The organism is Methylosinus sp. R-45379 (assembly GCF_001644125.1).
Taxonomy (GTDB): domain Bacteria; phylum Pseudomonadota; class Alphaproteobacteria; order Rhizobiales; family Beijerinckiaceae; genus Methylosinus.
Genome location: NZ_LUUM01000215.1, coordinates 1 through 1,949, shown reverse-complemented (window position 1 = coordinate 1,949; position 1,949 = coordinate 1). Strand labels below are relative to the sequence as shown.

The 1,949-nt window shown below is 62.3% G+C and carries 2 protein-coding genes; one reads left to right on the top strand and one right to left on the bottom strand.

The window, feature by feature from the left end; translation table 11 throughout:
• Window positions 1–21 precede the first annotated feature (21 nt).
• Window positions 22–852, bottom strand: coding sequence for a hypothetical protein (locus A1351_RS09225; RefSeq protein ID WP_198162317.1), 831 nt, complete (start codon window positions 850–852; stop codon window positions 22–24).
• A 260-nt stretch (window positions 853–1,112) separates the two neighbouring features.
• Between A1351_RS09225 and A1351_RS09220 the strand changes: the two genes are divergently transcribed.
• On the top strand, window positions 1,113–1,931 hold the full coding sequence (locus A1351_RS09220; RefSeq protein ID WP_064032835.1) for a ProQ/FINO family protein: 819 nt from the start codon (window positions 1,113–1,115) through the stop codon (window positions 1,929–1,931).
• Window positions 1,932–1,949: the final 18 nt, after the last annotated feature.

Below are 1,949 nucleotides of genomic sequence, written 5' to 3'. Positions count from 1 at the left end.
TTTCTCCTTCTCGGCATGCGGCTAATTCAGCACGGTCTGTCCGGCAGAGGGGCCGACGCGATTGGCGATAGATTGTCGCCAATCGCCGACAGTCGTCGTTGGCGTGATGCCGTTCGCGGCCATCGCTTGAGGCGATAGGCGAACAATTGCCTCGAGGTTGTCGCCATTCCTTGCATTGGCCAGGTCTACGGAGTTCGATGGTCCGAACTGGTAATAGCCTCTCACATCGGTGAAGGTGGGATTGTCGACGCCGTTCTCTTGTAGATATGTGGCGCCATTATACTCGTATTGCGCCGCGCCCCAGGCCTGATTGGCGGGATCGTTTTTGCCGGCGAGGCTGGTGTCGATCCCGGCGTTCGGATTGTCCGCCGCCGCTTGATTGATCGTCTCCGTATAAGTCGCATTGGTCATTTGAAAAGCGCCCGAGACTGTCCCCGCTCCCTGGATGTTCCTGCAGTTAGATTCCATCACACATGTGGCTGCGAGCGAAGCGCAGCTTACGCCGATCGTCGTCGCGGCGTTGCACGCCTGGCCGCCCCACGACTGAGCGTTCATCGTTTGCAGGGGATCACAGCCGCTGCATGCCGTGTAGTCGATATTGCCGCCGCCGCCGGAATTATTCCCTCCCCCCGAGCCAACATCGGTCGAGCCGGTCGGATAGGAGAAGTTCGGCGCGCCTTTTTCCTGATAGGTCGGATGCACGGTTTGCGGGAGACCTCTCTCGGTAACGGGAACAGGATCGGCGGCGAAGGCGGGGAAGGCGAACGCCAGCAAGAGAACGGTTGCGAGCCTGGACATATTTCGATGGCGTATATCGCCGCGATGGGTTGGACGAAATATGACTGTGGACATGGGATCCTCGTGGTGGAAGACGTCCCGAGCCGAACATGGAGGTGCGCGTATCTCTATCGAAACTTCCCGATCACGCGACGGTCTTGCAATGCGCAGGGAAAACGCGCGAAACTCTCGGAGAACTCCCAGCGTGACGATCGTGGCGCTGCGCGATTGCGGTGGGGACCAGCGCGCCCCGCGTTGTCAGTCAATAGGCCCAGGATCGAGCGAGCGCGCTGGCCGAGCGCCGAACTGTTCGCCATTCTCGAAGAAGGACGCTCATGACCGACACGACAGAGCGCCAAGCAGCCGCAGACCAACCGCGGCGCTCGATCGACAGGGAGGCGCAAAAGCGCTCCCATGCCGAAGTTCGCGCGCTGCTCGATGAGTTGATCGACGCCTTCCCCGACTGCTTCAAGCCGCATGGCGCGAAAGACCAGCCGCCGCTCGTCATCGGGGTGGAAGCGGACATCCTCCTCCGACGGCCTCACATCGCTCCCGACCGGTTGAGCCGGGCTCTGCAGGTCTACACGACAGGCCCGGAGTATTACCGCAGCCTGATCGCCGGATTGCCGCGCGTCGATCTCGATGGCGTCGTGCGAACGGTCGTCACGTCCGACGAAATCCAGCAGGCCGAGAAGCTTCTCGCCGAGTTCGAGAGCAAAGCGCGGTCGCGTAAAGTGGCGGCGAGCGAAGGTCATGCCGTGCTCGCCGCGCTCGTGGTGAGTTTTCCCGCCTGCTTCAAACCGCGTGACGCCCGCGGTCGACCGGCTGTCGCGATCGGCATTCACGCCGAGATCCTCGAGCGCCGTCCGGATCTCGACCTGGCGAGGGTGCGTAAAGCTCTATGGCTCTATGTGACCTCCCTCGATTATTTGCGCGGGATGACAGCCGGGGCGCCACGCGTCAATCTGGAGGGTATGGTGACGCAGACGGTCACCGAAAGCGAAGCAACCAACGCCAAGCACCGTCTCGCCTTTCTCCGCGATCGGATGAAGGCTGCGCGAGTGGCGGCACAGGAAAAGGCGCGGCGCGAGAACGGCGCTCCCCGCGTCGACGCCTCTACGCCGTCGAAACCCACGGTCGCCGGCCCCCTCTAATCCGACCGAAGTCGGCGT

Bases quoted from the DNA above. Each gene is read 5' to 3' on its own strand.
- A1351_RS09225 (WP_198162317.1), bottom strand. From the start codon at position 852: ATGTCCACAGTCATATTTCGTCCAACCCATCGCGGCGATATACGCCAT.
- A1351_RS09220 (WP_064032835.1), top strand. From the start codon at position 1,113: ATGACCGACACGACAGAGCGCCAAGCAGCCGCAGACCAACCGCGGCGC.